The organism is Noviluteimonas gilva (assembly GCF_009740395.1).
Classification (GTDB): Bacteria; Pseudomonadota; Gammaproteobacteria; order Xanthomonadales; family Xanthomonadaceae; genus Noviluteimonas; species Noviluteimonas gilva.
Window position 1 is genome coordinate 89,616 of record NZ_WOXT01000006.1, and the last position, 23,687, is coordinate 113,302.

16 protein-coding genes are annotated in these 23,687 nt (G+C 67.1%); 8 read left to right on the forward strand and 8 right to left on the reverse strand.

Annotation, left to right across the window (positions count from 1 at the left end; genetic code table 11):
* The gene (locus GN331_RS15995) at positions 1 to 2,148 is read right to left on the reverse strand and encodes a RelA/SpoT family protein (RefSeq protein WP_156643293.1); all 2,148 of its coding nucleotides are present in this window, start codon (positions 2,146 to 2,148) and stop codon (positions 1 to 3) included.
* 63 nt (positions 2,149 to 2,211) lie between these two features.
* Positions 2,212 to 6,126, reverse strand: coding sequence for an ATP-dependent RNA helicase HrpA (hrpA, locus tag GN331_RS16000; RefSeq protein ID WP_197427193.1), 3,915 nt, complete (start codon positions 6,124 to 6,126; stop codon positions 2,212 to 2,214).
* Between the two features lie 112 nt (positions 6,127 to 6,238).
* Between hrpA and GN331_RS16005 the strand changes: the two genes are divergently transcribed.
* Positions 6,239 to 6,766, forward strand: coding sequence for a Dps family protein (locus tag GN331_RS16005; RefSeq protein ID WP_156643295.1), 528 nt, complete (start codon positions 6,239 to 6,241; stop codon positions 6,764 to 6,766).
* A 132-nt stretch (positions 6,767 to 6,898) separates the two neighbouring features.
* Complete coding sequence (gene recQ / locus GN331_RS16010; protein WP_156643296.1) at positions 6,899 to 8,698, forward strand: DNA helicase RecQ; 1,800 nt, start codon at positions 6,899 to 6,901, stop codon at positions 8,696 to 8,698.
* Positions 8,699 to 8,786: 88 nt separating this feature from the next.
* Here the strand turns inward: recQ and GN331_RS16015 are convergent, their stop codons facing one another.
* Positions 8,787 to 8,984 carry a hypothetical protein gene (locus GN331_RS16015; protein ID WP_156643297.1) on the reverse strand — a complete coding sequence of 66 codons (198 nt, stop codon included), beginning with the start codon at positions 8,982 to 8,984 and terminating at the stop codon, positions 8,787 to 8,789.
* Positions 8,985 to 9,275: 291 nt separating this feature from the next.
* Here GN331_RS16015 and GN331_RS16020 point away from each other — a divergent pair, with 291 nt between their 5' ends.
* Positions 9,276 to 10,115 carry an alpha/beta hydrolase-fold protein gene (locus GN331_RS16020; RefSeq protein WP_197427194.1) on the forward strand — a complete coding sequence of 280 codons (840 nt, stop codon included), beginning with the start codon at positions 9,276 to 9,278 and terminating at the stop codon, positions 10,113 to 10,115.
* Here the strand turns inward: GN331_RS16020 and GN331_RS16025 are convergent.
* On the reverse strand, positions 10,034 to 10,561 hold the full coding sequence (locus GN331_RS16025) for a hypothetical protein (protein WP_156643299.1): 528 nt from the start codon (positions 10,559 to 10,561) through the stop codon (positions 10,034 to 10,036). The two genes, GN331_RS16020 and GN331_RS16025, sit on opposite strands and share 82 nt — an antisense overlap.
* Positions 10,562 to 10,722: 161 nt before the next feature.
* Here GN331_RS16025 and GN331_RS16030 point away from each other — a divergent pair, with 161 nt between their 5' ends.
* The 4 genes from GN331_RS16030 (at position 10,723) to GN331_RS16045 (ending at position 14,149) form a co-directional block, all read left to right on the forward strand.
* On the forward strand, positions 10,723 to 11,568 hold the full coding sequence (locus tag GN331_RS16030; protein ID WP_425489310.1) for a UDP-2,3-diacylglucosamine diphosphatase: 846 nt from the start codon (positions 10,723 to 10,725) through the stop codon (positions 11,566 to 11,568).
* Between the two features lie 43 nt (positions 11,569 to 11,611).
* Positions 11,612 to 12,826 carry a glycosyltransferase gene (locus tag GN331_RS16035; RefSeq protein WP_156643300.1) on the forward strand — a complete coding sequence of 405 codons (1,215 nt, stop codon included), beginning with the start codon at positions 11,612 to 11,614 and terminating at the stop codon, positions 12,824 to 12,826.
* Positions 12,823 to 13,326: a hypothetical protein gene (locus GN331_RS16860; RefSeq protein WP_231734549.1), complete on the forward strand. Its 504-nt coding sequence runs from the start codon at positions 12,823 to 12,825 to the stop codon at positions 13,324 to 13,326. Before GN331_RS16035 ends, GN331_RS16860 begins: the two co-directional genes overlap by 4 nt.
* A 133-nt stretch (positions 13,327 to 13,459) precedes the next feature.
* Positions 13,460 to 14,149 (forward strand): hypothetical protein, encoded by a 690-nt coding sequence (locus GN331_RS16045; protein WP_156643301.1) that lies wholly within the window; start codon positions 13,460 to 13,462, stop codon positions 14,147 to 14,149.
* Here GN331_RS16045 and GN331_RS16050 read toward each other — a convergent pair whose 3' ends face one another.
* A complete protein-coding gene (locus tag GN331_RS16050; RefSeq protein WP_197427195.1) occupies positions 14,150 to 16,171 on the reverse strand; it encodes a PAS domain-containing sensor histidine kinase in 2,022 nt (673 codons plus the stop codon).
* A gap of 75 nt (positions 16,172 to 16,246) precedes the next feature.
* Positions 16,247 to 17,221 (reverse strand): UDP-glucose 4-epimerase GalE, encoded by a 975-nt coding sequence (gene galE / locus GN331_RS16055; RefSeq protein WP_156643303.1) that lies wholly within the window; start codon positions 17,219 to 17,221, stop codon positions 16,247 to 16,249.
* Between the two features lie 77 nt (positions 17,222 to 17,298).
* Between galE and GN331_RS16060 the strand changes: the two genes are divergently transcribed.
* On the forward strand, positions 17,299 to 19,155 hold the full coding sequence (locus tag GN331_RS16060) for a patatin-like phospholipase family protein (protein ID WP_231734550.1): 1,857 nt from the start codon (positions 17,299 to 17,301) through the stop codon (positions 19,153 to 19,155).
* A 435-nt stretch (positions 19,156 to 19,590) separates the two neighbouring features.
* Here the strand turns inward: GN331_RS16060 and GN331_RS16065 are convergent, their stop codons facing one another.
* Positions 19,591 to 21,927, reverse strand: coding sequence for a prepilin-type N-terminal cleavage/methylation domain-containing protein (locus GN331_RS16065; RefSeq protein WP_156643305.1), 2,337 nt, complete (start codon positions 21,925 to 21,927; stop codon positions 19,591 to 19,593).
* 13 nt (positions 21,928 to 21,940) lie between these two features.
* Entirely contained in the window at positions 21,941 to 23,680 is a 1,740-nt protein-coding gene (locus GN331_RS16070) for a hypothetical protein (protein WP_156643306.1), read from the reverse strand.
* Positions 23,681 to 23,687: the final 7 nt, after the last annotated feature.

Here is a 23,687-nt window from a genome sequence, read left to right on the forward strand (position 1 = left end):
TCAGGTCGCGCGCCGTGCGTCTTCGACGCCGGGCACGGCAGCGAGCTTGCCGAGCAGCGCGGAGAGTTGGCCGTAGTCGGACACGCGCAGCCGCAGGTTCAGGCGCACGCGGCCCGTGCCGCGCTCGGGATCGGTGGAAATCGCGGCGACGTGGGCGTTCTCCTGCGCGATCAGGTTGGTCAGATCCTTCAGCAGCCATTTGCGGTCGAGGCCGAGCAGCACGACATCGACATCGTGTCCACCGCCCACGCCGCCCCATTCGACGGGGATCGCGCGCTGCGGTTGCGCGGCGGCCAGGCGCAGGTATGTCGCGCAACCGGCGCGATGCACCGAGATACCCTTGCCGCGCGTGAGATACCCGACAATCGGTTCGCCGGGCAACGGCTGGCAGCAACGCGCGGGCTGCGCGAGCAGATTGCCCATGCCAGCGATGGTGAAGTCGGAGCGGCCTTTCTTCGCCGGCGCGCGCGAAACGACGGGCGAATGCACGGGCTCGGGTTCGGCGAGTGCGCGCTCGTGTTCGAGCAGCGCGCGACCGACCTGGTGCGGGCCGACGTCGCCCAGTGCGACGAGCACGACGAGTTCGTCGTCGCTGGAAACGTTGAAACGCGACAACACCGGCGCGAGATCCGCTTTCGCAAGACCCAGGCGCTTGAGTTCGCGATCGAGCAACTCGCGACCGGCCTGCAGGTTGCGCGCGCGATCGAGTTTGTGGAACCAACTGCGGACCTTTTCGCGCGAGCGCGCGCTGGCGAGGAAGCCGTTGGATTGCACAAGCCAGTCGCGCCGCGGCTCGGCGACCTTGCCGGTGAGGATTTCGACGCGATCTCCACTCCGCAGCACGTGATCGAGCGGCACGATGCGGCCGTCGACTTTCGCGCCGCGCGTGCGATGGCCGACGTCGGTGTGCAGGCGATACGCGAAATCGATCGGCGTCGCGCCCTGCGGCAAGTCGATGACTTCACCACGCGGCGTGAGCACGTAGATGCGATCCTCGGCGAGCTCGGTGTCGAGTTCGCGCAGCAGGCTCGCTTCCTCGCCCGTGCTGTCCAGCAACTGCCGCATCCACGCGATGCGCTTTTCCATCGCGGCGTCCTGGCTCTTGCTGGCCGCGCGACCTTCCTTGTATTTCCAGTGCGCGGCGACGCCCAGTTCGGCCTGCGCGTGCATCTCGTGCGTGCGGATCTGCACTTCGAGCGTCTTGCCTTCCGGCCCGATCACCGCCGTGTGCAGCGAGCGATAGTCGTTGCGCTTGGGGCGCGCGATGTAATCGTCGAACTCGTCCGGCACCGGCAGCCACAGCGCGTGCACGACACCGAGCACCGCATAGCAGGCCGGCACGTCGTCGACCAACACGCGCAAGGCGCGCAGATCGTAGAGCTCGCCGATGGGCGCGTTCTTCTTCTGCATCTTTCGCCAGATGCTGTAGATGTGCTTCGGGCGGCCGGCGACTTCGCCGCGGATGCCCGAGGCGGCGAGTGCGTCGCGCAGCGTGGCCTTCACCGTCTCGATGTAGCGCTCGCGGCCGCTGCGCTTGTCGTCGAGCAGGCGCGCGATCTGCTGGTAGGTCTCCGGCTCGAGATAGCGGAACGCGAGGTCTTCGAGTTCCCACTTCAACTGCCAGATGCCGAGGCGATTGGCGAGCGGCGCATGGATGTCGCGCGTGAGTTGCGCGAGCGCGCGCTGCTGGTCCGGCGGCGCGGTGGCCGCCAGGCGAAGTCGCGCGAGATGACGCGAGAGCAGGACGAGCACGACGCGCAGGTCGCGCACGATCGCCAGCAGCAGGCGGCGCAGGCCTTCACTGTTGCCGTGCCCGTGTTGTTCGGCGTGCAGCGACCAGACCTGCACGGCGGCGCGCTGCCCTTCGAGCAGGGCTGCGATCTGCGGGTAGTCCTTTGCGATCCGCGGACGAAGCTTCACTTCCACCGACGGCAACGCGCGCAGGATCGCCGCCGTCGTGACGTCGGGGTCGGCGCCGAGACGGGCCAGCGAACCGAGCGTATCGACGAGCACTGCCGGTGGATCCGGCGCATCCGCGAACGGGTCGCCGTCCACCTGCAGCATCGCGTCGCGCAACGGTTGCGGGATGGCGTCGGCGGGCGGCAACGCCAGCAAAGCGGGCAATGTGAGGGGAGTGAGCTTGCTCAAAGGTCTGGATCCTGCGACAGCCCTACAGTACCGCGCCGGGTGCGAAGGGCGCGGCAGCGCCGTTCATGCACCGCGCAGGCGGGCCAGGCGCGCCGCGAGCCGCTTGGGCGAAACCCCCGCGCGCGCGCCCAGTTCCTGCGCGAACAGCGACACCCGCAATTCCTCCAGGTCCCAGCGCAGCGCCTGCCATTCGGGATCGAGGGATGCGTCGGCGGCGGCATCGGCCACGGCGTCGGCGAAGGGCTTGAGTTCGAGCATGCGGGCCTGGTCGCGGGCCGGGTCGCGCAACGCACGCTCGCTGCGCAGGACCAGCGCGCGCAGGTAGCGAGGATAGTCGGCGAGCGCGGGCGCGGGCACGTCGCGCAGGAACCCCGGCGGGACCAGCGCGGCGAGCTGGCGGCGCATGTCGTCGAGATTGCCGCTCGCCCAGCCCACCAGCTTGCTGTCCAGGCCGGCGCGGACCTCGGCGACGAGCGACAGGATGGTTTCCGCCTGGCGCAGGCGCGCCATCGCTTCGGGGAACAGGCCCTTGGCGATCGCCTCGCGACGCGCGTCGAAGGCGGCGGCATCGCGCACGTGTTCAAGATCATCGGCCGCGAGCGCTGCGAACGCGCCTTCGATCAGATCGGCGCGCAGGCGGTCGGAGTCGTTGCCGGGGAGATCGCGCGGCGCGGCGGATTCGATCGCGGCGTACAACAGCGCGAGCTTCGGCTGGATCGGCAGTTGCTTGCGCGCCTGCTTCAGTTTGTCCGCCAGTTCCAGGCGCAGCAGGCGACGCACGCCTTGCGGATGCCGGCGATCGGCTTCCTCGCGGCTCGCGTGCACGGTGAGCGCGACGGATTCGCCGCGATCTTCGAGCGCGGGATACGCGGGCACGCCACCGGCGCCGGGCACCGACGGGGGAATCGGTTGTTCGGGGAAATGCACCAGCCCCTGTTGCGCGAGGCCTTCCGCGGCGCGCGCGGCGAAAGCGGCTTGCGCGCGGGCGCCGAAGCGCGCGCGCAGGTCCGCGAGGTCGCGCGACTCGGCGAGCACGGGCGCTTCCCTGCCCTTCGCCACATCGAGCAACCGCAGGTTCGCATGCAGGTGCGATTCGATCGATGCCGGATCGAACTCCGTCGCCGAAATCGCCACGCCCGTGAGCTTCTGCAGGAAGCGCGCAAGCTCGCCTTCGATCGCATCGCCGGTCGGTTGCGGGAACGCTTCGGCGAACGCGCGCGCGAAATCCGGCGCCGGCACGAAGTTGCGCCGCAAGGCCTTCGGCAGCGATTTGATCAGCGCCGTCGCCTTGTCGACGATGAAGCCCGGCGCGAGCCACGACAATCGCGCCGCATCGAGCGCGTTGAGCAGATGCAGCGGCACCACGACGGTCATGCCATCGTCGGGTGCGCCGGGTTCGAAGCGATAGCGCACCGCCAATCGCGCCTCGCCCAGCGGAAAATAGGGCGGAAACCGCGTCGCATCGCTTTCGTCGCCCACCATCAGGTCGGCCAGCGACCAATCGAGCGACAGCTTCTCTTCCTTCGGCAAGCGCGCATACCAAGCATCCAACGCTTGCGCGTTGTGCACGTGCGCCGGCAAGCGATCCAGGTACCACTGCGCCTGCCAGTCTTCGTCGACGACCAGGCCGGTGCGGCGCTGCTTGGCTTCTTCTTCCTTCGCCTTCGCGAGCGTGGCGAGGTTGCGCGGCAGGAACGCGGCGCGTGTGTTGATCTCGCCGGTGACCAGCGCATCGCGCGCGAAGATCTGCCGTGCTTCTTCCGGGAACAGTGCGCCGTAATGGATCGGCCGCTTCGGCGCGAGCACCAGGCCGAACAGGGAAATCTGTTCGCTGCCGACCACGCGCCCCTGCGAGCGCGCCCAGCGCGGATCGTGTTGGCGACGTGCGAGCAGATGCGGCAACGCATCGATCGCCCACTCCGGCTCGATCGTCCCGTTGGTCAACGACCACACGCGCTCGGTGTCGAGCAAGGTCGCCGACAACACCCACGGCGGCGGTTTCTTCGCCAGCGGCGAACCGGGGAACAACTGGAACTTGCGTCCGCGCGGACCGTCGTAGATGTTGCGGTCGCCGCGGTTGCCGACCTGCGTCGGCAGGCCCGTCAGCAGTGCGCGATGCAGGTCGGCATACGGCGCGTCTTCGGCGTTCTGGTTCCAACCCAGTTCGTCGCACAGCAACTTCAGCTGGCGATGCAGTTCGCGCCACTCGCGCAGGCGCAGGAAGCCGAGGAAGTGTTTCTCGGCCCACTGGCGCAACTTCGATTGCGTGAGGTCTTCGTGCGCCTGTCGATACGCATCCCACAACTTGACGATGCCGACGAACTCCGACTTCTGATCCGCGAACTCCGCGTGCGCAGCATCGGCCGCACCGCGCTGGTCGGCGGGGCGTTCGCGCGGATCCTGGATGCCGAGGAAGGCGGTGATCGCGAGCATCTCGCGCAAACAGCCGCGTTCGTTGGCGGCGATGAGCATGCGCGCGAGCTTCACGTCGACCGGCAGGCGCGCCATCGTGCGGCCGATGGCCGTGAGTTTGCGTGCGCCCTTGTCGGCTTCTTCGATCGCGCCGAGTTCGAGCAGTTGCTGCCAACCATCGGCGACCGCGCGCGGTTCCGGCGGTTCGAGGAACGGGAATTCCTCGATGCGCCCCAGACCCAGCGACAGCATGCGCAGGATCACGCCCGCCAATGCGGCGCGGCGGATTTCCGGATCGGTGAAGCGCGCGCGCGATTCGAAATCGGCTTCCGAATACAGGCGATAGCACGTGCCCGGCGCGATGCGTCCGCAGCGGCCCTTGCGCTGGTCGGCGCTCGCCTGGCTGATCGGTTCGATGTGCAGGCGATCGAGTTTCTGTCGCGGGCTGTAACGCTTCACGCGCGCCAGGCCCGGATCGACGACCGCGTGGATGCGCGGCACCGTCAGCGAGGTCTCGGCGACATTGGTCGCGAGCACGATGCGCCGCTTCGGGCCGGGATTGAACACGCGATCCTGGTCCTTCGCGGACAGGCGCGCATAGAGCGGCAGGATTTCGGTGTGGCGATATTTGCGCCGTTCGAGCGCCTGATGCGCGTCGCGGATCTCGCGCTCGCCGGGCAGGAAGATCAGCGTGTCGCCCATGGGATGGTCGCGCGCGATCTCGTCGCACGCGCCGAGGATGCCGTCGAGCACGGTGCGATCGCCGGCGTCCTCGCCCTCGCCTTCGATGGGGCGCCAGCGCACGTCCACCGGATAACCGCGGCCTTCGACGCTCACCACCGGCGCATCATTGAAGTGCGCGGAGAAACGCGCGGTGTCGATCGTCGCCGAGGTGACGATGATCTTCAGGTCCTTGCGGCGCTCGATCAGTTGCTTGAGATAGCCGAGCAGGAAGTCGATGTTGAGGCTGCGTTCGTGCGCTTCGTCGACGATGATCGTGTCGTAGGCCGACAACCAGCGGTCGGACTGGATCTCCGCGAGCAGGATGCCGTCGGTCATGAACTTCACCGCGGTCTGCTCGGAGACGTTGTCGGTGAAACGCACCTGGTAGCCGACGGCGCCGCCCACCGGCACCTTGAGTTCTTCCGCCACGCGCCGCGCCACCGCGCGTGCGGCGATACGCCGCGGCTGCGTGCAGCCGATCATGCCCGCGGCGCCGCGACCGGCGGCCAGGCACAGCTTCGGCAACTGCGTGGTCTTGCCCGATCCGGTTTCGCCCGCGATCACGACCACCGGATGGCGACGGATCAGCTCGACGATGCGTTCGGCTTCGGCCGCGATGGGCAGCGTGTCATCCACCGCCGCTTGCGGCAGGCGGGCGGCGCGCAGCTCGCGCGCTTCGACCGAGCGGGCCAGGGCGACGGCGAAGGCCTCGCGCGCGGCCTCATCGCCGGGCTTGGCGTTCCAGCGGTTCCACAGCCCCAGCAGGCGGCCGCGATCCTTCGACGATGCGCCGTCGATCGCCCGCCTGCCCTGCAATGACGCGCCCTTTGCACCGGTTTCCATACACTCTAACACCATTGACCAGATCAATCGCGACGCCAGCAACAATCGATTTCCGTCGCCAACCCCGCCCCACTATTGTGATCGCAACCTGACGCCAAGGAGCACCAAACGCATGGCCACCCCCGCCAAGTCCCTCAAAGAAGACCCGCAGGTCGGCGGCAACGCCCCCGACATCGACATCGGGATCAGCGCCGAGAACCGCAAGAAGATCTCCGAATCCCTGATGGTCTCGCTGGCCGACGCCTTCACGCTGTACCTGAAGACCCACAATTTCCACTTCAACATCACGGGCGAGATGTTCAACAGCCTGCACACGATGTTCGAGACCCAGTACAACGAGCAGTGGATGGCCTTCGACGAAATCGCCGAACGCATCCGCGCCCTGGGCTACAACGTGCCGGCCTCCTACGACGATTTCCAGCGCCTGACCAGCATCAAGCCGGGCACCAAGGTCGAGCACACCGACTGGCGCGAAATGGTCCGCCAGCTCGTGGTGGGCAACGAAGCGGTGGCGCGCGCGCATCGCAAGTCGCTGGAAATCGCCGACAAGGCGGGCGACGACCCGACCGTCGACATGCTCACCCAGCGCCTGGCGGTGCATGAAAAGAACGCGTGGATGTTGCGCGCGTTGCTGCAGTAACGAAAAGGCGGGAATAGGGAATAGGGAATGGGGAATACGCGAGTAACCATTCCCCATTCCCCCATTCCCCATTCCCCGCTTTTGCCGACAACTCGGCGCCATCGCACTTGACGCCGCTGCTACCCTTCCACCATGCAGCGCGCCCTCGACACCCTCCGCCACGTTTTCGGGTACGACGCCTTCCGCGGCGTGCAGGGCGAGATCGTCGGGCATGTGGCCGAAGGCGGCGATGCGCTGGTCCTCATGCCCACCGGTGGCGGCAAGTCGCTGTGCTACCAGTTGCCCGCCTTGTTGCGCCAGGGCACGGCGATCGTCGTCTCGCCGCTGATCGCGCTGATGCAGGACCAGGTCGAGGCCCTCAGGCAATTGGGGGTGAAGGCGGCGTTTCTCAACTCCTCGCTCGATGCCGGGGCCGCGCTGGCGGTCGAACGCGCGTTCGCCGATGGCGAGCTGGATCTGCTCTACGTCGCGCCGGAGCGCTTGCTGACGCCGCGGTTCCTCTCGTTGCTGGAACGCGCGCGCATCGCGTTGTTCGCCATCGACGAGGCGCACTGCGTCTCGCAATGGGGGCACGATTTCCGCCCGGAGTACCGGCAACTCACGCTCTTGCACGAGCGTTGGCCCGATGTCCCGCGCATCGCATTGACCGCCACCGCGGACGCGCCCACGCGGCGCGAGATCGTCGAGCGCCTGGCGCTGGAGGATGCGCGGCAGTTCGTCAGTTCCTTCGATCGCCCCAACATCCGTTACACCGTCGTCGCCAAGCAGGACAGCCGCCGGCAGCTCGTCGACTTCCTGCGCGAACGCACGCGCGACTCGGGCATCGTGTATTGCCTCTCGCGCAAGAAGGTGGAGCAGACCGCGGAATTCCTCGTCGCACAGGGCATCTCGGCACTGCCCTATCACGCCGGGCTCGATGCGGAGAAACGCGCCGCGCACCAGCGGCGTTTCCTGCGCGAAGACGGCATCGTGATGTGCGCGACGATCGCCTTCGGCATGGGCATCGACAAACCCGACGTGCGTTACGTCGCACACCTCGATTTGCCGAAATCGCTCGAGGGCTATTACCAGGAAACCGGCCGCGCGGGCCGCGACGGCGATCCGGCGGATGCGTGGATGGCCTATGGCCTCGGCGATGCCGTGCTGTTGCAGCGGATGATCGAGGAATCCGAATCGGGCGAAGAGCGCAAGCGCCTGGAGCGTCGCAAGCTCGATGCGTTGATCGGTTATTGCGAGTCGACTGCGTGCCGTCGCCAATCCCTGCTTGCGTACTTCGGCGAAGCGCACGCGGGTGCGTGCGGCAATTGCGACAACTGCATCGCGCCACCGCGGAGCTACGACGGCACGGTCGCGGCGCAGAAGGCCTTGTCGTGCGTGTATCGCACCGGGCAGCGCTTCGGCGCCGCGCACGTCATCGACGTGTTGCGCGGTGCGCAGACGCAGAAGGTGTTCCAGTTCGGGCACGAGAACGTCAGCACCTACGGCATCGGCACCGAACTCGATGCCAAGCAATGGCGCAGCGTTTTCCGTCAACTCGTCGCCGGCGGTTGGCTCGCGGTGGATGTCGAAGGGCATGGTGCCTTACGACTGACGTCGGCGAGCGCGGGATTGTTGAAGGGCGAGACGTCGCTGACCTTGCGCGCGGAAACGGAGAAGGCGCCGAAGCGGCGCGAGTCGCGCAATGCGGACGTCGTTGCGGAGCTCTCCGACGAGGCCGCGCAGCGCTTCGAAGCCTTGCGGGCGTGGCGCAGCGCCGTCGCACGCGAACAGGGCGTGCCGGCTTACGTCATCTTCCACGATGCGACATTGCGACAGATCGCGTTGCAGGAACCAGGCGATCTCGATGCCCTCGCGCGCGTCCAGGGCGTGGGTGTCGCGAAGCTGGAGCGTTACGGTCGCGACGTGATCGAAACCCTCGCCGGCGGGCAATAGCCGTCGCGCACATGACGACGGGAAGACCTCTCGGCCTTCCCGTCGCGAGCCCTGATCAGAGGCTGTTTACTGCGATTGGTGCTGCGCGTCAGCGCTTCTGGTTCTGGTCGCTGCTACGCGCCTGATCCGTATCGGACTTGCCGGCCTGCATGTCGCGGTCGCTGTCGCTCTTCTGCTGGGCTTCCTTGTTCGGCGTGCCGGTGTCCTTGGGCATGCCTTGCTGCGACTTCTGTTGATCCTGGCCGCTCGCGTTCTGCTGGCTGCGGTCGTTCTGATTGTTGGCCATCGTGGTTTCTACTCCGTTGGTTACCAATGCTCCGGCATGTTGTTCGCCGGCACGCACAGTCTGCAATTGGTTACATGAGAAACATGTGACACGTCCGCGCATTCAGCGCGCAATCGCACCTATTACTTCAACTGCACGATGAACATCGGTCGCTTGCACAAAGTCGAATGTGCACGACGCACGGAACTTTTCGACACGCGCATCAGTCGCCGCCGAGTTCGGCGATGGCGCATTCACATCGCGATGATGACGCCCCGTGCGAGCGTCGCGCCCATCGTGCGCGATGCAAGGATGACCGCCATGTTCCGTGTGTTGCAGGCCGTGTTCGTCGCCGCGCTCCTGTCCGCCTGCGTGGCGAAGGGCGATCCCTCGAAGCCGATTCCCATCGCAACCGTCCCCGCGACCAGCGGAAAGGCCGATCGTCTCGTCGTCGTGTTGCCCGGTCGCGCCGACGACCTGCGTCGCCTGCAGGACAGCGGCGTCGCCGATTCCATCCACCAGGCGTGGCCGGGCGCGGACGTGGTGTTCGCCGAACTCACGCTCGACTTCTATCGCGAAGGCGATGCGCTGAAACGTTTGCGCACCGAAGTGATCGAACCGCTGCGCGCACGTGGCTATCGCGAAGTGTGGATGGCCGGCGCGTCGATGGGCGGGATGGGCACGTTGATGTACGACGCGCAGTTCCCGGGCGAACTCGACGGCATGATCCTGCTCGCGCCGTACCTGGGCGACTTCGACCTGCTCCTGGAAATCGACAAGGCCGGCGGCGTGCGGCAGTGGAACGGCGGTGCGCCGCAAGGTTTCACCGAGCAGAGTTGGCAACGTGATGTGTGGCGTTACATCAAACAGCTCGCGGACGATCCCGTGCGCAGCCAACGCATCTGGTTGGCGTACGGCGATGAGGATCGCCTACGCAAGGCGATGCCCTTGTTCGTGCCGGCGCTGCATGCCAAGCAGGTGTTCGTGCGCGATGGTGGGCATACCTGGAGCGTGTGGACGCCTGCGACGCTGGACGTGCTTCGCGCAATCGACGCCCAGCGTTCGTCGGCTCAGGCCGCGAGCGTCGGCAAGCGCGACAACGCATCCTCTGGGACGACTTCGGCGAAGCGCGCAGACACGCGTTCGCCATAGCTCGGCGTTGTCGAAGTGACCAGATAGTCGAGCGCTTCCAGCAAGCGATCGAGCAACAGCACCGGGTCGCTTGTGGACTGGATGGCCAGGCGCAGTTCGGCGGACGTGGGCGTGCGCTGCAACTGCAGCATGTCGATGAGGTACATCTTCGCGGCGGCGAGCGAGCGGCGTTTTGCCGTCGGTACCGAAGCGGGCATGGGCGCAACTACGGATGCAGGCGCGATCGGCACAATCACGGGCGCGCTGTCCGCCGATGCGAGGAAGCCTTCGCGCACGAGGCGATCGATCGATGGCACGCGTTCGGCGCCGAGCATCGCGATCAATTCCGCGCGCGTGCGCTTGCCGTCGGCGAGGATCAGGATCTGCCGATCGCGCAAGTCCACCGCACCGGATTTTCCCGCGGCGCCCAGTGCATCGCGTGCCTTGTCGGTCTTGGACAGTCGCATGGCGTTTCCCTCTGAGGCGCGGCAGGCTAGTCGGGCGATGTGATCGTTCGATGACAAGCGGGACGGCCTTCTGCGTTGTCATGCAGGCGCAGCCACCGTGTCACGCGCGTGTCGCCGAGCGGCAGCAGGCTGGGCACAGGACCACCACGACCGGAGTCCGCATGCGCATGCCCGCATCGTCCGCTGCCGTGCCGCTTCCGCCGCCAGCGCGGCGCACCGCCTTTCTCTCCGACACGCACATCGGCTCCAAGCACTGCCACGCTGCGGAACTCGCGGTGTTCCTCGAAACTTTGCGCTGCGATCGCCTTTACCTCGTTGGCGACATCGTCGATCTGTGGTGGCTCTCGCATCGGCGCGCGCATTGGCAAGCCTCGCACCAGCGCGTGATCGAAGCCCTGCATGCGCTGCGTCGCGCGGGCACCGACATCGTCTACATCCCCGGCAACCATGATCGTCCGATGCGCCGCTTCTGCGGCCTGGCGCTGCCCGCGATGCGCGTGCGGCGGCGCGCGGTGCACGTCACCGTCGACGGGCGCCGTCTGCTCGTCGTGCACGGCGATGAGTTCGATGCGCAGACGCAGTTCGGCAATCTGCAGGAGCGCTTCGGCGACTGGTTGTACTACCGCATCCTCACCGGCAATCAGTTGCTCAATCGTGCGCGACGCCGGGTCGGCATGCGGTACTGGTCGCTGGCGGAATTCCTCAAGCGCCGAAGCGACGCCGCCGAGCGCTACATCGAGCGCTATCGCCAGGCGGGCTTGTCCGAAGCGCGGCGTCGCGGGCTCGACGGCATCGTGTGCGGACATATCCATCGCGCGGCGCTCGAAGTGCGCCATGGCCTGGTCTACGCCAACGATGGCGATTGGGTCGAGTCGCTGACCGCGCTCGTCGAGGACCACGACGGCACGCTGCGCCTGCTGTCGCACACGCACGCCACGCTCGCGCGGATCGGGCCACGACCGGTGTTCACGCCCGCATTGCCTTCCGAAAACAGCCTCGCGGCCTGATCGCGTCGCAAAAGTGTCACAGGACTGCCATACCGTGATCGGCATGGACATCCTGATGGTGTCGGACGTTTACTTCCCGCGGATCAACGGCGTCTCGACGTCGATTCGCACCTTCGCCAAGGCGCTGGTCGCACTGGGCCATCGCGTGGTGCTCGTCGCGCCGGATTACGGCAATGCGCAGCGCGAGGAGCAGGCCAAGCGCGATGCGGAGTTCGGGCCGGCGTTCGATGTGATCCGCGTGCCCGCGCGCACGATCTTCTTCGATCCCGAAGATCGGTTGATGAAGTCGAGCGCATTGCGCGCGGTATTCGAACGCCTGGCGCATCGGCGCTGGGATGTCGTGCACGTGCACACGCCCTTCCGCGCGCATGCGCTGGGCGTGCGTGTCGGCCGTGCTTGCAGCGCGCCGGTCGTCGAGACGTACCACACGTACTTCGAGGAATACGTCGCGCACTACTTGCCGTGGTGTCCGCCGGTGTTGACGCGTTTCCTCGCGCGGCGCCTGTCGCGCAAGTTGTGCCGCGAGGTCGATCATCTGATCGTTCCGACGGACGAAATGGCCGGCGTGCTGCGCCGTTACGGCATCGACACACCGGCCACCGTGCTGCCGACGGGCATCGACCTGTCCGAATTCACGGGCGGTGATCGCGCGGCCTTCCGCGCACGCCACGGATTGAAGGACGTGCAGCCGGTCGTCGCGACGGTGAGCCGTCTGGCGGTCGAGAAGAACATCGCCTTCCTGATCGACGTCGTGCAACACCTCGTGCCCGAATTCCCGATGCTGCGCTTCGTGATCGCCGGCGAAGGCCCCGACGCGCCGCGCCTGCGGCGACTCGTGCGCGAGCGCAGGCTCGAGGCGCATGTCCTGTTCCTCGGCAATCTCGATCGCCGCACGACCTTGCTGGATTGCTATCGCGGCGCGGATGCATTCCTGTTCGCCTCGCCCACCGAAACGCAGGGCCTGGTGTTGATCGAAGCCATGGCACTCGGCGTGCCGATCGTCTCCACCGCGGTGATGGGCACGGCGACGGTGTTGCGCGATGCGGCGTCGGCGCTGGTCGCGCCGGAAGATGTTGAAGGATTCGCGGCGCAGGTCACGCGCGTGTTGCGCGATGCCGAGCTGCGCGCCCTGCTCTCCGCCGCCGGCCCGCGCGATGCAAGTGCATGGAGCCATGACGCGCTGATGCAGCGCGTCCTCAATGTGTATGGCGCGCGCACGCCGGCGCCGACGACGCGAACCGCGGAGGAAATCGCATGACCACCCAACATCGCCGCTGGCTGCCGATGCTGCTGCTGCTGATCGCGTGCGTCGCGTGGGCTGCCGCGCCGTGGATCGATCTGGAGAAACGCTTCACGCCCGAGCAGATGCACGCGACCGGGCTGGACACGTTGAAGCCGGAACAACTCGCGTTGCTCAATCAACTGCTGCGGGACGACGCGCAAGCTGCGGCCGCTGCCGCGCCTTCGCCCGCACCTGTCGCCACCGTGCCGGCCGAAGGCAGCGAACAACGCAAATCGTTCTTCGGTTACGACGAGGGCGTGATCCTCACGCGCGTCGTCGGCACGCTGCGCGGATGGGAACCGGGCACCGAGTTCACACTCGCCAACGGGCAGACATGGAAAGTGCTCAAGGGCCATTACACCTTGAACAAGCCGCGCGAGAATCCGGAAGTGAAGATCGTGCCTGGCGCCGCGGGCCGCTGGTTCTTCCGCATCGATGACGACACGCCGGGCGCGCGCGTCTATCGCATCGACTGAGCGACCGCGCACGTCCAAGGCGATTCCGCGCATGGGTGAGCCGCTTCCGAACCACGCGTCGGTGCGCATCACCTAGCGACATGCGCGCGCCGAATCCAAGCTGCGAACTCCCGTCGCCCATCGGAGGTTCGCAATGGTTCGCAACACAATGCGCCGGCTCGCCATCGTGGCGCTGGTCGGCATCGCCGCATTCGGCGCGACCGCGTCGGCGCAGATCGCCGTCACGCCCGGCACTTACCTCATCGACGCGACCAAGAAAAAAGCGCCCGGCACCTCGTGGGATGGCGGATGCATGATCGTCGGCAACAACGGTACGTCGAGCGTGCCTTCGCTGTACGTCTGGAACCCCGACGCCGCAAGTTGCGGCCGCGCACCGGGCAACACGCAGGCGCTGTGGTCGGTCTATCCGGTGACGTCGCTGTCCGGAAAGGTGGCGCACGTGATCCGAAGCCAGGTCAACGGAAAATGTTTGATCCGCTCGTCGAACGGGCAGGCCTTGAACGCCTCGCTGCACCTTTGGACCGACTCGCCGCTCAAGACGTTCTGCGGTTTCCTCACCGCCGACGCACTGATCACCAATGGCCAGGGCGCGTGGGATTTCAGTGAGATGGTGCCGATCGGCCCGTGGGGCGGTCTGTCCAACTATGCAGGCCATCCGCGCATTTCCCACGGCAACCGGGCGTGGCTGGTGTTCTCGCCGGAGCCCACCGAATGGCCGAGCACGCATCCGGATCGCTCGCTCGCAAGCTTCACCGACGATCCGGTGCTCGGCGATGCATGGATGATCGGCTTGACGCAGATTTCGACCGCGCTGCCCAATTGATCAGACCGCGGCGAGCCTCGGCGCGACCGGCAGGTCCACCGGCAGGCACACGCGGAATCGCGAGCCCTGGCCCAGTCCGGGGCTCGTGGCCTTGATCGTTCCGCCGTGCAGGTGCACGAGGCTGCGCACCAGCGACAGGCCGATGCCGAGGCCGCCTTCGTTGCGGTCCGGCGTCGACTCGGCCTGCACGAACAGGTTGAACACGCGCGGGATCAACGCGGCATCCATGCCGACCCCGTCGTCCTCGACTTCGATGCAGGCCAGGTGGTTCTCGACATGGAAGCGCACGTCGATGTGCCCGCCTTCGGGCGTGTACTTCGCCGCGTTGACCAGCAGGTTGGCGAACACCTGCCGCATGCGCGCCGCATCGCCCAGCACGCGGACGGGGCCTTCGGGCAGCGACACGCGCACCTGGTGGCGCTTGCGTTCGATCATGGGCGCGACCTGCTCCAGCGCCTCGCGCACGGCCTGCGCGAGGTCCATTTCGCGCACGTCGAGGACGGCCTGGCCTTGCGTCACGCGCGAGACGTCGAGCAGGTCGTTGACCAGGTGCGTCATGTGCTGCACCTGGCGTTCGATGATTTCGCTGGCCGCGCGGACGCGGACCGGGTCGTCGGGTGACAGGCGCAGCAACGAGGCAGCGGTGGAAATCGGCGCCAGCGGGTTGCGCAGCTCGTGCGCGAGCGTGGCGAGGAAGCGGTCCTTGCGCTGGTCGGCGTCGCGCAACGAGTACTCGCTGCGTTCGAGCGCTTCCTGCACGAGCTTCTGCTCGTGGATCTCGGTGCACGTGCCCATCCAGCGCACGATCGTGCCGGTGGCGTCGCGGATCGGCAGCGCGCGGCCGAGCGTCCAGCGGTACTCGCCGCTGCGGTGGCGCAGGCGATATTCGATTTCGTAGGGCTCACCCGTGAGCAGGCTGTGGCGCCAGCGCTCCCACGCGCGCGGCTGGTCTTCGGGGTGGAACATCCCGTTCCAGCCCTCGCCGTCGGTCGAGCCTTCCGGCACGCCGGTGTAGGCGTACCACTGGCGGTTGTAATAGTCGTGGTAACCGTCGGGCAGCGTCGACCACACCATCTGCGGGATCATCTCGGCGATCGTGCGGAAGCGTTGTTCGCTTTCGCGCAACGCGTCCAGCGCAGCCTCGCGGTCGGTGACGTCGTGGCCCTGCACGAAGATCGCGGCGGCCTGTCCATCGTCGCCGACGATCGGCTGGAACACGAAGTCGACGAAGCGCGGATGCAACTCGCCGCCGCTCGAGGCCAGCTTCACTTCCATGCCGCGTCCGACGAAACGCCGCTTCGTCTCGCGCACCTGGTCGAGCAACTGCAGGTAGTTCTGCTCCATGATTTCCGGCAGCGCTTCGGCCAGCTTGCGTCCGATGAGGTCGCGGCGACCGACGAGTTCTTCGTAGGCGGGATTGGCGATCTCGAACACGTAGTCCGGGCCGGAGATCACCGCCATGAAACCGGGCGCCTGCGCGAACAGCGACATCAGGTGGCTGCGTTGCGCTTCCAGCGCGCTGTTGGCGTCCTGCACGGCGCGGGCGCGCGAGACGACGCCCTGCCACAACTGCTCGGGCGTCGCGCCCTGCGCCTGGCGCGCGGCTTCGAGTTCGGCGCGCGTGCGTTGCACGTCGGTGACATCCGTCGTGTGCTGCAACACCGCGTAGACCTGGCCGCTCGCGTCGAAGATCGGGGTATGCGTCGCGCTCCAGTAGCGTTCTTCCACGAGCCGGCCTTCCGGCGATTCGCGCTCGATGGTGTACGGGACCAGCGCGAGCATGTCGGGCCGCCCGGTTTGGAACACGCGCAGCATCGAACGGCGCACCGCGTCGCTTTCGGAATGGCCGTCGGTATCGGTATCGCCCGGGAATGCATCGAACACACGGCGCCCCACGAGCGCGTCCGTCGTCGCGCCCACGATCGACGCGTACGCCTGGTTGACGGCGAGATAGCGCAGGTCGCGATCCACCACCATGTAGGGGTTGGGCGAGTGGCGAAACAGGGCTTCGAAATCGACCACGTAGGCTCCGGCGCCACCGCAGGATCGGGAGGCCGGGGATTGTGAAGAAGGCGCTGTCATGGCGCCTTCACGGCGTCAGTAGGGCTGGGCGCGATGCCAGCGCAGCGCGGTTTCGAGGATCGGTTCGAGGCGGTCGTAGGCCGGCACCCAGCCCAGCGCTGCGCGCGCCTTGTCGCTGGCGGCGACCAGGACGGCGGGGTCGCCGGCGCGGCGGGGCTCGATCGAAAACGGGATCTTGCGGCCGCTCACCGCTTCGGCCGCCGCGATCACCTCGCGCACCGAGAAGCCCTGGCCGTTGCCCAGGTTGAAGGCGTGCGCGCCGGCGTTCGCATCGAGGTAATCCAGCGCGCGCAGGTGCGCTTCGGCGAGATCGTCGACGTGCACGTAGTCGCGGACGCACGTGCCGTCGGGCGTCGCGTAGTCCTCGCCGAAGACCTTGAGCGCGGGGCCGGTGCCGAGCGCGGCGCGCAGCACGTTGGGGATCAGGTGCGTTTCGGGCGAATGCGATTCGCCGATCGTCGCCTGCGGGCTCGCGCCCGCCGCGTTGAAGTACCGCAGCGCGACCGAACGCAGGCCGTACGCACCGGCCGCGTCGGCGAGGATGCGCTCGACCATCAGCTTGCTCGCGCCGTAGGGGTTGATCGGCTGCTTGGGATGGTCTTCGTCGATGCGCGCGCTGTTCGGATGGCCGAACACCGCGGCGGTCGAGGAGAACACGAGCCGGTCGACACCGTGCCTGCGCATCGTTTCCAGCAGGTGCAGCGTGCCGCTGACGTTGGCCGCGTAGTAGGCGTACGGATCCTGGACGGATTCGCCGACGAGCGAGCGCGCGCAGAAATGCATCACCGCATCGAACCGGCGGCCTTCGAACGCGCGGTCGAGCGACGCGCGATCCAGCAGGTCGGCTTCGACCAGCTCGCCCCACTGCACCGCTTCGCGATGGCCGGTGGACAGATTGTCCAGCACGGTGACGCGATGGTCGCGCAGGGCGAGCCAGCGGGCCATGTGACTGCCGATGTAACCCGCTCCGCCGCAGACGAGAATATGCATGGCGCAGGAGCATGACCCGTTGCATCGGCGCCCCGCAAGGGCCAAGGTCGCCCCATCGCATCGGCATGGAGCACGCGATGAAGTACTGCGACCTGGTGATGAAAGGCGGGATCACGAGCGGCATCGTGTATCCGAACGCGGTGTTGGCGCTGGCCCGCGAGTTCCGGTTCAAGAGCGTCGGCGGCACCTCGGCGGGCGCGATCGCCGCCGCGGTCACGGCCGCCGCGGCCTGCGGCGACCGGCGCAGGACCGCGGGCACGTCGACGCACGATGCGCCGGGCGCGGGCTTCGAAGGCCTGGCGGAAGTCGCCGCGCAACTGACGACGCAAGGGTTCATCGCGCGCCTGTTCCAGCCCGCGTGGGGCGCGCGCAATGCGTATCGCGCGCTGGTGTGCGCGACGGGCACCGCGTCGCGATGGAAGAAGATCGCCGCGATCGTCGGCGCGATCATGGCCACCGCGCCGCTCGAATTCCTGCTCGTCTTCGGCTTGCTGCTTGCGCTCGGCTACTCGCTGGCGAACGAAGGCGGATTGCTTGCGATGCTGTTGCCCTCGTTCTTCTGCGCCTACGCGGCGGCCGCGATTTCGGCGGTGTTGCGCGTTGCGCGCGTCGTGCGCGGAAATTTGTTCGGCCTGTGCAATGGCATGTCCGTGTCGACGGGACCGGCGCTGACCGAATGGTTGCACGCGATGCTGCAACGCCTCTCCGGCCAGGCGCCGAACGCACCGCTCACCTTCGCCGACCTCTGCACCGCGCCCCGCTTCGCAGGCGAACCCGCGACGCCCGACGCCATCGTGCTGCGCATGATCACCACCAGCATCTCGCATCGCGAACCGCGCACCCTGCCCTTCCGCGACGTGCGCTTCTGGTTCCTGCGCGAGGAATTCGACCGCCTGTTCCCGAAGGACGTCGTCGACTGGATGATCGCCAAAAACGGCGGCAACCCGCAGGTCGTGGAAGGCAAAACCTACTACCCGCTGCCGGCGGACGATCAACTTCCCGTGTTGGTGGCCACGCGCATGAGCCTGAGTTTCCCACTGCTCGTCAGCGCCGTGCCGCTGCACGAACCCGCGGGTCGCGTGCCGGCGGACGCCGAAGCCGAACGCACCGCCAGCGCCCCTACGTCCTCGCAGGTCGACAGCACCGACCAACTCGCGACCGGCGGCGCACGCACTGCATCGAACATCGCCGCGATGCGCCCGGTGTGGTTCTCCGACGGCGGCATCGGCAGCAACTTCCCGATCCACCTGTTCGACGCCGCGCTCCCCTTGTGGCCGACCTTCGCGATCGACCTGGTCTACCCCGGCGTCGACGACACCACCATCGACCGCACGGGCCCGGTGTTCCTGCCCGAACGCAACGCACAGGGCTGGCAACGCACCTACCAACGCCTGGGCGATGGCAACGCCGCGGGCGACGTCGCCGGCTTCCTCTTCGGCATCGTCGCCACCATGCAGAACTGGCGCGACCTCCTGCTCGCCCGCGCACCCGGCCAACGCGACCGCATCGTGCACATCGCCCTGCAGGGCGACGAAGGCGGCCTGAACCTCGACATGCCGCAGGCCGTGCTCGAACGCATCGCCGCAAAAGGCACCGCAGCCGGCGAACGCTTCAACGCCTTCTCCTTCGAGAACCACTACTGGATCCGCTGGCGCAACCTCGCCTCGGGCCTGCAGCGCTACACGCGCCAGGTGGCGCGCACGCACGACCCCGCCCTCCGCGTCCCCGACTACGCCACCGCCTACGCGCTACCCGAATCCCCGGACGCCGAACCCCCGTCATACGCCTTCACCGACTACTTCCAACGCAACGAGTCATCACGCCTGATGCTCCAACTCATCCACCAAGGCGAGGCGTGGTCCGACATGCAACCCGACCTCACCCAAGGCGCACCGAGGCCATTGCCGCAGATGACGATTTCGCCGATTTATTGATTCGCAGCGCCCCCCGCCCTTCCATCAAATCGCCGCGAAGGTGCCGATGCCCGAGAGGGGACATCGAGGAGAACGCGCGACCGGAGCTCGGCTACAAGATGTCCTCGACGGGCAAGGCACCGCCCGTCGGATGTGCTGGCTGTAGGCGCGAATGCATCAACGTACAACGCAACCATCCATAACCCGCTGTCGAGCAACCCGACGAGTAGCGCGCAGTGGACGTCGCGTTGAAGGCCACATTGCGGAGCTTGAGCTCTTGCGGAGCAATGTGGCCTTCAATGCGGCGCGCCGCTGCGCCCGTCTGGTGGCGGCGCACAAACAACCACCGCGATGGTTCTGCGTACTGCACCTCAAGCTTTACCCCACCCAAAAAGAAACCCGCCTGCGGCGGGCTTCTTTTTGACCTCCCCTGGAGGGGAGGTGTCGCCGCAACCACTACAGCCACGGCTTGTTCCAGGTGGGATTGATGATCTTGTTCCCACCCCCATTCGTCGAACAAGTAGCGATCGTCGCGTAAGACGGACTGCCGGCCTGCTCGCTGAATCCCGCGAGGATCAACGCCCCTTGTGCGATGGAAGTGAACGTCACGCTGGTCGTCTCCGACACCTTGTTGTCGTTGGACGGCAACCCGATGATCCCGTTCACGCCGCCCACCGACGCCGACGTCAGCTCGTAATTGCGGAACCGCGGCACCGCGATCGTGTCGGTGACCGACCGACCGCCGCAGTTGCCCGTGATGCTGCGATTGACCGTGTCCTCCAGCCAATAATTCGACAACAGAATCGACCCCGATTGCGGCAAATTGTTGCCCCCCGACAACACACAATGATGATCCGTGCCCGCAGGCTTCAGGCACTCGCGATTGACATCCGAAGTGACCGTCGCGAACACGAACGGATTGCCACCGCCGCCCGTCACGCGCACATCGAACGTCCCGCCCGTGCTGCCGCCGACCTGGAACGCCTGCGAATCGATGGTCACCTCGCTGTTGTCGTTGGGATCCACGCCCGCGAGCGTGGTCATCGACGCGTTGATCGCCACGCCCGAACTCGAACGCCGCATCTCGCCGGAGTTGTTCGACGTGCCGTTGGTCTTGCCGATCGTGCGGCTGCCCGAGGGCTGCAGCGGATCGCTGGCCAGCAGGTTGCCGCTGTTGACGGTCAGCACGTTGGTGTTGCTCGCCGTCCACTTCGCGATCTCGGTCAGGTTGACCGTCGTGAACGGCAGGAAGGGCATCACGCATTCCTCGGCCGGCGTGCCGGTCGGGCAGTCGCCGTCCGCGTCGGTGTCGGCCAGCGTCTCGCCGAGCTTGGTGCGCGCGTCCGCTTCCAGGTAGTCGACGTACAAACCGCGCCCGTGCAGGTAGCGATAGTCGCTGTTGGACGCGGTGGCGATGTTGATCGTCGGTGCGTTGAACGCGCTGATGAGGTCGAACGCCGCTTGCGCGCCCGTTCGCGTGGCCGCACTGCCGTCGTATCCGGCGAGGAACTGCTTGACGTAGGCCGTGTAGGCCGTGACTGCGTCGTTCGTCGGCAAGCCGACCTTCGCGGCGACGCCGCTCTGCGGTTGCGTTTCCAGCAACCCGAACTGGCGTGCGTACAGGTCCGACGCCGTGCGCCAGAAACCATCGACGCGCACGAGACGGCACGCATCCACGTAGTTGCCGCTGCTGGTGTTGTTGACGACCACGAGCACGTTGGAGTTGTTGAGGTCGTACTTGGCGACGGAGTTGTCGTTGCGCTCCGGATCGAAGCGCACCTGCGTGTTGTCGCCGGTGTCGTGGTGGTCGCGGCAGCATTCCTGGCACAGGTCGCTTTGCGTCACGCCCGATCTCGGGCCCGACGCACGCGATTGCCCGGGCGCCGCGGGATTGCCCGCCGGCTGCGCCACCGCATAGCTCTCGCCCGTCCACACCGCCGGCCACAAGGCCGTGCGATAGATCGTGGGCAGGTTGTTGCCGCCCGCGCCGTACTTGCAACTGCACTTCACGACTTCCTGGTCGAAGCGCTTCTGGATCTGCACGCTGTTGCCGAAGCCCGGCGGCGAATAGTTCAGCACCGAGTAGCGCGTGCCGACGATGATCTGGTTGTTCTTCGAACCGACGAGTTCCGGGCTCGGGTTGGTCGTGGCGCTCGTGGATTGGGCGCCCAGCGCGATGGGGATGACGCCCGCGGTCGCGGGGGTGGTCGTGCGCACGATCGGGCCGCCGGTGGCGGCGCTGAGCGGATCGGGCGGCACGACGATGCTGCTGGTCAGCGTCATCGAGCTGACGTCGGAAATCAGTTGCAGATCGTGGCGCACGCCGCTGGCGTCGTTCCACCACGCGTTGAGCGTGACGCGCTTGAACTGCGCGACGCGCGGGTCCTGCGCGTTGAGCGCGGGCGCGGGCGTGGCGAAGGACCCCGCGCCGTACCAGGTGTTGATCGTCTGCTGCGCGGTGAGGCTGCCGATGCCCGATTCCACGCGCGCGCAGTCGATCCAGTCGGTGTTGTCGGGCGTGGCGGGATCGCAATCGTTGGCGGGAACGCCGTCGGCGCTGACGATCGCCGCCTGCGCGCCTTCGGGCGTCAGGTTGCCGTAGTTGCTGCCGCGCAATGCATCCATGCGCGCCGCCAACATGGCCGACACGCGCGCGCGCGTTTTCGCGTCCGACGAGGAGCGCGTCAGGCTGCCCTGCAAGGCCGCCAGTGCGAGCAGGCCGACGGTGAGCACGACGATGGCGACCAGCACTTCGAGGAGGCTGAACCCGCCGCTGCGGCGATGGAGGATCATGGTTCCCTCTCCTTCAGTACGACTCGCGGTCGGTCCACGCGCCCGGCAAGGTCGCGTACACCAGTCCCGCCTGTTGGACGACACCGTTGATCACGTTGCCGTCGTAGATGACCGCCGCGGTGCCGTTGACCTTCATCTGGCCCTGCACGACGAGCGCGCCGTAGATCGCGGAGTTCGCGTTCATCTGCACCATGCAGTTGCTGGGGCACGAACCGGACGTGCTGCTGCCCGTCGCAGGGCGCAGCGGGCTGCCGGTGTCGCGGACGAACACGAAACCGAACACCACGCCGTGGATCTGCACGGGTCCATCGAGGATCAACAGCACCGGTGCGTCCGGCGTGCCGATCTGTCCGCTCAGGTCGCAATCGATCTGGCACCAGATGATGCCCTTGCTGGTCGAGGACGACAGCAGCGCGCCGGTGCCGGTCTGGATGCCGCGGACCAGGTTCTGGTGCGCGAGCGTCGGGATGATCTTGTCGGCGATCTTGTACAGATACGCTTCGTCGGGTGCGACGGTGGCGACCACGCCGTTGTCGGGGTTCTGGTACAGCACCGAGCCGCCCTTGGTTTCGGCGAAGCAGTCCAGGTTGTTGTCGACCCACGCCGGCACGCCGAAGACGTAGCGGAACAGGTCGGGCGGAAATTCGCAGGTCGGATACGACAGCGAATCCGAGCGCACGTTGAAGTTCGCGCCGACGTGGCCGCCGGTGTTGTACAGCGTGTTGGAATTGGTGGTGGCGTCGACATCGAGCACGTCGATGCCTTCGCAATCGGTGAAGCCGCCCGAGCAGCGGTTGTTGCCGCTGGCGTCGTAACTCAGCGTGGCCGGCGCGCCGCTGGCGTCGCACTTGCAGTCGTCGCAGCGGATCGTGCTCTGGTAGATCGACGGCACGTGGCTGCCCTGCGTGTAACGGAAGAACTCATCGGCGTAGCAGGTGTTGGGCGTGCCGTGCTTGTCGATGTCCAGGCGGCTCCACACCGACACCGGAACGCCGACGCCGCCGGCATTGGGATTGGTGACGACCTGCAGGTTGCCGGTCACGTCCACCGCGCCGGAGGCCATGATCGGCGGCGTGCGCACGATCTCGTCGCCGAGCTTCGGGTACTGGCCGACGGTCTGCACCAGCGTGCTGCTCGTGTTCTCGCCGGGCAGGCGCGCGACGCTGACGAAGGTCGCGATGCTCACGCTCGACGCGCCGACGTTGCCGCACGGAATGCCGCCCGCCGGATTGGCGGGCGCGCGCGCGAAACACACGACGGGGGCGACGCCGTACGACACGCCCTGCCCGTTCGCCATCGCCGTGATCTTCGACGAGGTCGGCAGGCGCAGCATGTGCTGCGACAGCGCCAGGTCGATGTTGGCGATCGTGTGGGTGGTGTCGGCGGCGAGGCGGAACATCGAACCGCGACGGGAGACTTGCGCGGTGTCCGGATCGCCGTCGTCGTCGAACAGGGTGTTGGGGACGGCGCCGCAAGGGAAGGATTCGTCGGTGGCCGAGCAGCGCTCCCACAAGCCTGCGTTGGTGAGCATGTCCGGGTGCTGGCGGATCAGGAATTCGAATCCCTGCGCCAGCCCCGCCTCGGCCACTTCGCCCGCAACTTTCGCGCGGACGTCGTTGCCGGTGCTGCTCTGTTCGAACACGCCCACGCGCAGCGCGAACAGCGTGAGCAGGCCCGCGAGCAACAACAGCACGAGCGCGATCAGGAGCACGGTGCCCGACTGACGCGAACGCGAAATGGAGTGGGCGCGCATGGCGGCC

Excerpts from the sequence above, each read along its gene's own strand:
- hrpA (WP_197427193.1), bottom strand. The coding sequence starts at position 6,126 with ATGGAAACCGGTGCAAAGGGCGCGTCATTGCAGGGCAGGCGGGCGATC.
- GN331_RS16005 (WP_156643295.1), top strand. The coding sequence starts at position 6,239 with ATGGCCACCCCCGCCAAGTCCCTCAAAGAAGACCCGCAGGTCGGCGGC.
- recQ (WP_156643296.1), top strand. The coding sequence starts at position 6,899 with ATGCAGCGCGCCCTCGACACCCTCCGCCACGTTTTCGGGTACGACGCC.
- GN331_RS16015 (WP_156643297.1), bottom strand. The coding sequence starts at position 8,984 with ATGGCCAACAATCAGAACGACCGCAGCCAGCAGAACGCGAGCGGCCAG.
- GN331_RS16020 (WP_197427194.1), top strand. The coding sequence starts at position 9,276 with ATGACCGCCATGTTCCGTGTGTTGCAGGCCGTGTTCGTCGCCGCGCTC.
- GN331_RS16025 (WP_156643299.1), bottom strand. The coding sequence starts at position 10,561 with ATGCGACTGTCCAAGACCGACAAGGCACGCGATGCACTGGGCGCCGCG.
- GN331_RS16030 (WP_425489310.1), top strand. The coding sequence starts at position 10,723 with ATGCGCATGCCCGCATCGTCCGCTGCCGTGCCGCTTCCGCCGCCAGCG.
- GN331_RS16035 (WP_156643300.1), top strand. The coding sequence starts at position 11,612 with ATGGACATCCTGATGGTGTCGGACGTTTACTTCCCGCGGATCAACGGC.
- GN331_RS16860 (WP_231734549.1), top strand. The coding sequence starts at position 12,823 with ATGACCACCCAACATCGCCGCTGGCTGCCGATGCTGCTGCTGCTGATC.
- GN331_RS16045 (WP_156643301.1), top strand. The coding sequence starts at position 13,460 with ATGGTTCGCAACACAATGCGCCGGCTCGCCATCGTGGCGCTGGTCGGC.
- galE (WP_156643303.1), bottom strand. The coding sequence starts at position 17,221 with ATGCATATTCTCGTCTGCGGCGGAGCGGGTTACATCGGCAGTCACATG.
- GN331_RS16060 (WP_231734550.1), top strand. The coding sequence starts at position 17,299 with ATGAAGTACTGCGACCTGGTGATGAAAGGCGGGATCACGAGCGGCATC.
- GN331_RS16065 (WP_156643305.1), bottom strand. The coding sequence starts at position 21,927 with ATGATCCTCCATCGCCGCAGCGGCGGGTTCAGCCTCCTCGAAGTGCTG.
- GN331_RS16070 (WP_156643306.1), bottom strand. The coding sequence starts at position 23,680 with ATGCGCGCCCACTCCATTTCGCGTTCGCGTCAGTCGGGCACCGTGCTC.